This window comes from Bradyrhizobium sp., assembly GCF_050014615.1.
In the GTDB taxonomy this organism is placed as follows: domain Bacteria; phylum Pseudomonadota; class Alphaproteobacteria; order Rhizobiales; family Xanthobacteraceae; genus Bradyrhizobium.
Genome location: NZ_JBEKCZ010000236.1, coordinates 1 through 7,802 on the forward strand (window position 1 = coordinate 1; position 7,802 = coordinate 7,802).

Here is a 7,802-nt window from a genome sequence, read left to right on the forward strand (position 1 = left end):
TCTCGATGATTGACATGGGTAACCTCTGGTTCACCTTCAATCTTCGAGAGGATTTGCTTGGAGGGTTGAAGATCGGCGACAAATTTGACGTCAAAGTGCCTGCCTTGAACTTCCAGATTGTTCCGGTTCGCGTCACCGTAATCAATGTGCAGGGGCAGTACGCCGCCTGGCGGGCGACGCGCGCTACCGGGGATTTCGACCTGCGGACCTTCGAGGTCCGTGCTTTGCCGTTGCAGCCGGTCGATGGCCTGCGTCCGGGCATGAGTGCAATCGTCTCATGGGCTGATCGAGGGCGCTGATATGTTGGTCCGCAGTCGCATTAGACCTGGCTTCTCGCTGGTTTTCTGGCGGGAAATCGACTGGCTTCGCCGCCGTCCCTTGCTGCTCGCTTTTATCACCATCGTGCCGATGGGCCTGATGGCAGTGCTCACCTTGATATTCAGCGCTGGTCTTGCGACACGGTTGCCGATTGCGGTTCTCGATCTCGACAGTTCCGATCTTTCCCGCTCGATCATACGGATGGTCGACGCGACCCCGGACACCGCCGTCTCAGTGCGGGTCGGCGAGTTGGCGGAGGGACGCGGGATGATTCTTTCCGGCAAGGTCCACGGGCTTTTGATGCTGCCCCGAAATCTCGAGCGGGACGTGTTCGCCGGTCGCCGGCCCGAAGTCGTATTCTTTTACAATACTCAGACGCTTACCATTGGCAATCTTACCTTGCGCGGGGTGAGCGCGGCGGTGCCGACCGCTGCTGCGGGTATTCGCCTGTCGCTGCGCACCGCCCAAGGTGAGCCGGTCGATGAAGCGCAGGCCGACCTTTCACCAATTCCGGTGCAGATCCACGCTTTGTTCAATCCAACGCTGAACTATGTGTTTTTTCTGCTTGCCGCGATTCTACCGAGTGTGCTGCAAATCGTTATGGTGACGGCGTCGGCCTATTCGGTCGGAATAGACGTCGAAACACGCCACCGGTTGCGAATTCTCCGCCGGCTTGGCGGCGGACTGTGGCCTGCGATAGCGGGCAAGGTGCTTCCTTATACCATCGTGTTTCTGATGGTGCTCGATTTGTCGGATTCTGTGTTGTTCGGCATTCTTGAGTTACCCCTGCACGGCCGGGGCTGGCTGCTCGACATTGCCGGATTGCTTTTTATTCTGTCGTGCCAATTCCTCGGTGTTCTGCTTGCGCTGCTTCTCAAGCCGACGGCGAGCGCCATCAGCATCGGCACGTTGCTGACGTCGCCTGCCTTTGGCTTCATGGGAATTGGCTTCCCTCGTTTGGGTATGAATGCGTTCGCTTATGGCTTTGGCGCCATCCTGCCTGGTACTTGGTACCTGACGGCGCGGATCGATCAGACCATCCGGGGCACGCCGCTTGATCTGTCGTGGAAGCCGATCCTCGTTTTGCTCGCCTTTGTCGTCGGTCTCGCGGGACTTGTCGCGTTGCGGCTGGAGGTTATGCGCGCGCATGCCGCTCGTGAAGCCGCCGGCGCTCCGCCGACGCTTAAGGAAGCGCTCCCGTGAAACACGTACTTACAGTCTTCAGAAATGAATTCCGGCGCATCTTCGCGCTGCGGCCGGTATTCTCCGTGCTGGTCGTTGGCTCTGCGTTCTATGCGGTATTTTATCCGCAGCCTTACCTCAATGAAGCCTTGCGCAACGTGCCGATTGCCATCGTCGACGGCGACGGTACGTCCGCCAGCCGCGAACTGGCGCGCCGGGTTGATGCGACGTCCGATATCGCTGTGACGATGGTATTACCCGACATTGTCAGTGCAGAGCGCGAGGTTTTTGCGCGCAAGATCTTCGGCATTCTGGCGATCCCGAAGAATTTCGAACGCGACTTGCTGCATGGCCGCGCGTCGCCGATCGCGCTCTATGCGGACGCCAGCTATTTCCTGTTGTATCAGCGCGTTGCCGGTGGCGTCGCGGCGGTGGCGCAAACCCTGGGCGCGGAGATCGAAACCGCCCGCCTGATCGGCATCGGCGTCGATCCGGCTCTCGCCAGCGCCGCTCCCGACCCCATGCAATTGATAGCGGTGCCGCTGTTCAATCCTGAGGGGGGCTATGCAACGTATGTCTTACCGGGTGCTTTCATCCTAATCCTGCACCAGATTTTGCTTATAGCTGTCGGACTGCTCGGCACGTTGCCCGGGGCCGATCCGTCCGAGAATACGACAGATGATCCGCCGCCAGGCCCTTTTGCGATCATTGTGGGAAAGATGTTGGCCTACCTACTGGTCGAGGCGATCATCTTGCCAATTTATTTGATCGCACTACCCTATCTTTATGGGCTGCCGCGGCTCGGCGGTGTCATCCCGATTCTCGTCTTCGCCGTGCCGTTTGTCCTTTCCATCAGCGGACTGGGCCTTGTCGTTGCGGCGATCTTCAAGAGCCCGCTGTCGGTTCAACTTGTCCTGGCAGCGATCGGACTACCGTTTTTCTACCTCGCAGGGTTTGCGTGGCCGACCGAAGTGATCCCACCCGCTGTCCATTTGGCGTCATTGTTGGTGCCAAGCACCTCCGCAATTGATGGGTTCACGCGCCTCGCTCAACTCGGTGCTCCGCTCGCCGACGTACGAGGCGAGTTTCTGATGCTGTGGGGGTTGACGATATTTTACGGCGGTATCGCCTGGATCCTGGAAGTCAGGAGGCGTCAACCGGACCGCCGAAACGCGAGAGGGGCGGGCCTTTTAGAGGTTTCATTCAGGAGTGACGTCTAGTGCGTATCGCCATCGTAGGAGCCACCGGAATGCTTGGCCATCATACGGCCGTTGCGGCGTTGCGTGCCGGGCACGAGGTCATCGTTGTGTATCGCAATCCTCGCTCGCTAGAAGCAATTCCGGACGTTCAGTTCGACGCTAGACAGGCCGATCTGAATGATCGCTTGGCGCTGCGCAATGCCTTCATTGGTGCCGATGCGGTAATCAACTGCGCTGGATACTATCCCACGGTTCCTCAACCGTGGCGCGATGAAGTGCAAACGGCTACGAGCCAGATGCAAAATTTTTACGACGCGTGCGCCGATCTGCCGCTGAACAAGATCGTCTATCTCGGCGCGGCGATTGCGTTACCGCGTGATTCGAAGGGGAGACCAGGCAACGAGGAGCTTCGCTATCGCGAACAGCCCAACAAAAAAAGTCCATACCTGCAGGTGAAATGGGCCCTGGACGAGCAGGCCCTGACCAGAGCCCAGGAGGGCCTGCCGATAACGATCGGCATCCCGACCATGACATTTGGTGAATTCGATCCTGGAAACACGACTGGCCGTCTCATTATCGAGTTGGCGAACAGGTCCATGCCGGGCTACGTCAACGGCCGCCGCAATGTGATCTACGCGGGTGACGCTGGACGGGGGCTAGTTCGCGTGTGCGAAGCTGGGCGCGCCGGCGAGCGTTATCTGCTGGCAGGCGAAAATCTGACTATGGAAGAGTTGATGGGCAAAGTAGCCGTCGCTGTTGGCGCACCGATGCCCAAGGCCATACCGTTAAACGTGGCTAGGCTGGTGTCCGCATGGCAGACTTTCCGATTCAAGCTAGGCGGCCCGGAGCCCCAAGTGAGCGACAGCGTAATCGCCGTCATGTCTTCGGGCCAGTTTATTGACGGCGAGAAGTCGCGACGACAACTCGGATTTCAAACAAAGGTATCAGTTGATGAAGCAATTGCCCGCGCGCTCAAATGGTTCCGGGGCAGGGGCTTAGTAAAGCCGAGTTACATATCAGTGGCTTAAAACATTGAAAATGAGATCACAACATCGATGGTGGATGTAGAACGAGATAAAATTCAGCGCGCGAAAACGATCGGAAATATTCGAGGACGTGAGTACCGAAACGAACACACTGAAGGAGTCTGTCCATTCGCTGGCGCTGGGTGATCGCGTCCGAATGAGCGCATGGCGACGTACGCGTCATCCCAAATATGGTGACCGCCCCGGATTTATCGTTGGCCGAGGATCCCCAAGCAGTTGGCGGATAAAATTTGATGAACGGCGCTGCATCCAAACCATTCACCATGAGTATTTGGAGAAGGTGCTTTGATCCCGGTGGTGTCTCCTTTCTAACTGTAAATCGGACCCGAACTTCGGCCCTTTCGGCGTCGAATGTTAACCCCGACTCATCATCCGATCGCCGCTTCCGCAGAGGCATTAGCAACCCGACGACCGGTTACGATTGCAAGCCGTTGAGGGTCAAACGCCACGCTGATTCACGCAAACCGACTTCCATCTCCTCGTATAGTGCCGCAAGACCCTGTGCAGAAACCTCTCCTGCTGACCCGTGGCGAACGGCTCCGCGACCACGATGGAACTGACGATGCTCACTCGAACAGGTGCTCGTTCCTTGGGACGAGGCTCCGCACTACCTCATCCGTGATCGCGGATCTATGGCAGCGTCGTCACGACAGATTGCGCACCACGGACATCCGAGACAAGCCTACCGCACTGGCCTCGCCCTGGCAGAATGGCTTTGCCAAACGGCTGATCGGATCAATCGCGTGAGTGTGTGGACCACATCATTGTATTGGGCGAGATGCATTTTCGTCGGATCCTGAAATCCTGCACCAACTAGTTTAATTGCGTCAGAAAGCATCGATCCTTGAACAAGGATGCGCCCGTCACTCGCCAAATTCAGTGAATCAGAAGCGTAAAATCACACGCCGTCCTTGGCGGACTTCACCACCATAACGCCCGAGCTTAAGTCCGCGGCGCTCACAGAAAAAGGCTCTTTGCCTTGCTTAACTCACCGTTCTTATTCGAAACAAAACCAGCAAATCATGGAAGATAAATTGCTCCTAGCGTTGTCATGTGCCGAAGCGCAGAGCGTCGTCAGATCTCAAAACTAAGATACCATCGCGATAAAGTCTGCGCGCTGCAGGAGTTTTTCAATGGACGCCAATTTCTCACTTTTCCCCCGCGCCGCAGCGGCGATCTCCATTCTCGGCTTGTACTTGTTGGGCGCACCGCCTTCAGCGCAATCTGCAGAATTGTCCTCACTCGCAGGAGCTTGGACAGGCGCAGGCACCATCGCCCTCTCGGACGGATCGATCGAGCGGCTGCGGTGCCGCGCGACCTACCGAGTTGATAATTCAGAGACGGGACTGCAGCAAAGCCTGCGATGCGCGAGCGACAGCTATAAATTCGATCTCAGCAGTGACCTTGTTAGCCAGGGCGGCCGCATCTCCGGAACATGGAGCGAGTCGAGCCGCGGAATTAGCGGCAGCCTGGAAGGTCGGGTGGGCGGAGGCCGTATAACTGCTTCCGTCGAGGGCGCTGGGTTTTCAGCAAATATCAGGGTGACGACGGTTGGCCAGAACCAATCGGTCTCCATTGTTTCCCAAGGCGACATCCGGCAAGTGTCAATCTCAATGGTTCGGCGCTGAAGGTCAATGACGGGAGAAATCAGCCGGCCGGACACCCTAACCAATGGCGAGCGTGTTCCGTAAACGAGGCTATTGGTTGCTCTCTCGGATAATGCGCGCTCACCAAGAAGTAGCGTGTCTGCGAGCAGAGTATCGTAGAGAGTGCATGCGCACGATGCGTATAGTAATTGTGGTCGTGCCTTCTCTCCTGTTGCTGCGCGCGACAGCTACGCTCAGCGCGTCGCAGTGTGATCAAACGTCCACAGCCGTCGCGTCTCACCTTCGACTCGCGGGGGCGTCGCAGAGCAGTACGGACCATGTGGCTAACGTAGAGAATTGCCGCGCCTACTTCAAACAATTCGTCGAGGCAGTGACAGCCCGCCAAGCTGCGGCAACCTGCCAGGACGGCGTGGGGCGTCAACATGCTCTCGAAAATCTCGATGTAGAAATTCAGTTATTTAACGACCGCATCGCAGAACAGTCTTGTGGGCAATAACGGCGATCTGGCTTCAGTCATAGCTGTAGAGGTTTCATTACTTCGATTTACTCGGACTTTCCACCACTCAGGCTCGAAAGATGAAGCCTCAATGAGTTTGAAAAGGAACGCGAGTGTTCACGATGTTGGATCCGTAAGCAACACGGACCCTGAGTTGTGACCGGCATTGTCAATTACGCATCTGACTGCGCTGTCAGTATACACCGACTGCGCACCGTTTTACTTTTCTCGTGCTTAACGGTGTCTGTTCTACCCACAAATCTCGAAGCCGGGTCGCTGACTGCAGCGGGGTCGGTGGGTCCTGGCGACAGAACGGCAAGTTCTGTCATGATCCCGACAACGCATGATTCGGCCCGAGCTCGTATTGAAATTGAGACGCATCTCGATGATCATTCGCAGGGGAAGATCGTAACGCTCGATCCGGCGGAAGCTTCGACCGCATCGCCGGCAGAGCCCTTCGGCCTCAACACCATGCCGGTGGCGACCGGAGATATCTTAACGAAGTGGAGCAGCGTAGAGAACGACATCAGCGTCGATAAAAACATTCTAACAAGCTGCGGCGAAAGCACAGCGGAGTGCCCCTCGGCGGCACAAAAGTTCCTCGCGATTGTAGCGGAAGGCCGAACGAGGTTTGGTCGTGCCCGCATCGGGGTGATTAATCGCGCGATGAATCTCGCCATCCGCCCCATGAGCGACCTCGCGCAGTGGGGCGTGGAAGACCGCTGGACCGCGCCACTCGCAACGCTCACCAGCGGTATCGGCGATTGTGAGGATTACGCCATCGTGAAATACGTCGCTCTTACAGAGGCGGGCATCGCCGCCGAAGACGTGAAGCTTGTCGTCGTTCGCGATCTCAGTGTCGACAAAGATCATGCGGTCGTCGTCGTTCGACTCGATGGCAGCTGGCTCATTCTCGATAATCGCCGGCTGGCATTAGTTCACGATATCGAGATGCGCCGAGTGATCCCCCTTTTCGTGCTCGATTCCGATGGCGTCAAGAAGTTCATCTCTTCGACGATACCTGCCACGGGCTACGCACGGGTGCTGCATGAAGCTAAAAAGTTAGTAAGCAAGGCGAACGGGACGCTTGGATGAGGGGGCCCCTATCTATCTGTGAGGAGCGGTGGCTGCCTTGACCGCGGAGACTAGCACAAGTGCATGAGTTAGATCTGAGAGACGCCTTCCGAGAGGTTCTGGACGTTATCCTTCGCGCGTCTTAGCATGCAATATCCACCTAAATCGCGTGTGTGCCGAAGTGTTACGCGATCATGTTTCATAACATTCGACCTCAGTAGCCGTTCGGCTCGCTTGGTCGCCAAATTCATGAAATTAATACTGCGCCACCGTCGGCTCCGGACGTCACGCGCCGCCAGTCAGCGCTGTCCACGCCGCCAGAGAATCCATGTAGTCGCGCCAGCGCACGATCTTGCGGTTCTCAATAAAAGCGATCGAGACAAACCTATTATCGTAGGCGGCGCCGGTCCTGAGTATCTTGCCGTGAACCTCGTATTCGAGGGTCACAACGTGACCATCCGCGGAAGGATGTGCGGCCAGCGCATCGCCGCGCTCAAGGAAGATGCTGTTGCCGTACCCGGAATAGAGCGACATGAGGTCTGCCCGACCTCGTATCGCCTGCGGCCAACCTGCCATTAGGTAACGAAATTCGAATAGGACGTCGTCGGCGAGCGTATCGAAATAATGTTCGCCATCCGTGTACTTCGATAGCCCTTCCATGACGATGGAGAAGAACGGATCGAGGGCGTGGAACGCGCTATAGTCGTCCTTGGACATCTTCTACTCCTTAAAGGTGTCGATTCGAATGTCCACGTGGAGCGACGGGCCTTGAGTGCTCTTTTCGACAATACGCCCGCCAAGCGCTATTTTTCGCAAGTACACACACGAAAAGTAAGTATCCCACTCAAAGATAACTATATCGGCATGCATCGCGATGCCA

At 56.8% G+C, this 7,802-nt stretch carries 6 protein-coding genes and 1 pseudogene; 6 read left to right on the forward strand and 1 reads right to left on the reverse strand.

Translation table 11 applies throughout. The features are described 5' to 3' along the window. The 6 genes and pseudogenes from ABR948_RS26175 to ABR948_RS26200 form a co-directional block, all read left to right on the forward strand. A pseudogene (locus ABR948_RS26175) lies at positions 1 to 299 on the forward strand (HlyD family secretion protein); the annotation flags it as partial. 1 nt (position 300) lies between these two features. After that, complete coding sequence (locus ABR948_RS26180) at positions 301 to 1,521, forward strand: ABC transporter permease (RefSeq protein ID WP_428123515.1); 1,221 nt, start codon at positions 301 to 303, stop codon at positions 1,519 to 1,521. After that, a complete protein-coding gene (locus ABR948_RS26185; RefSeq protein ID WP_428123518.1) occupies positions 1,518 to 2,720 on the forward strand; it encodes an ABC transporter permease in 1,203 nt (400 codons plus the stop codon). The genes ABR948_RS26180 and ABR948_RS26185 overlap by 4 nt, the downstream gene beginning before the upstream one ends. Beyond that, positions 2,720 to 3,727: an NAD-dependent epimerase/dehydratase family protein gene (locus ABR948_RS26190; protein WP_428123520.1), complete on the forward strand. Its 1,008-nt coding sequence runs from the start codon at positions 2,720 to 2,722 to the stop codon at positions 3,725 to 3,727. The genes ABR948_RS26185 and ABR948_RS26190 overlap by 1 nt, the downstream gene beginning before the upstream one ends. A gap of 1,151 nt (positions 3,728 to 4,878) precedes the next feature. Next, complete coding sequence (locus ABR948_RS26195) at positions 4,879 to 5,373, forward strand: hypothetical protein (RefSeq protein WP_428123522.1); 495 nt, start codon at positions 4,879 to 4,881, stop codon at positions 5,371 to 5,373. Between the two features lie 802 nt (positions 5,374 to 6,175). Beyond that, positions 6,176 to 6,943, forward strand: a complete 768-nt coding sequence (locus ABR948_RS26200; protein WP_428123524.1) for a transglutaminase-like cysteine peptidase — start codon at positions 6,176 to 6,178, stop codon at positions 6,941 to 6,943. Between the two features lie 264 nt (positions 6,944 to 7,207). Here ABR948_RS26200 and ABR948_RS26205 read toward each other — a convergent pair whose 3' ends face one another. Further along, the gene (locus ABR948_RS26205; RefSeq protein ID WP_428123526.1) at positions 7,208 to 7,639 is read right to left on the reverse strand and encodes a nuclear transport factor 2 family protein; all 432 of its coding nucleotides are present in this window, start codon (positions 7,637 to 7,639) and stop codon (positions 7,208 to 7,210) included. Positions 7,640 to 7,802: the final 163 nt, after the last annotated feature.

Coding starts and splice junctions, on each gene's coding strand:
- ABR948_RS26180 (WP_428123515.1), top strand. CDS start 301: ATGTTGGTCCGCAGTCGCATTAGACCTGGCTTCTCGCTGGTTTTCTGG.
- ABR948_RS26195 (WP_428123522.1), top strand. CDS start 4,879: ATGGACGCCAATTTCTCACTTTTCCCCCGCGCCGCAGCGGCGATCTCC.
- ABR948_RS26200 (WP_428123524.1), top strand. CDS start 6,176: ATGATCCCGACAACGCATGATTCGGCCCGAGCTCGTATTGAAATTGAG.
- ABR948_RS26205 (WP_428123526.1), bottom strand. CDS start 7,639: ATGTCCAAGGACGACTATAGCGCGTTCCACGCCCTCGATCCGTTCTTC.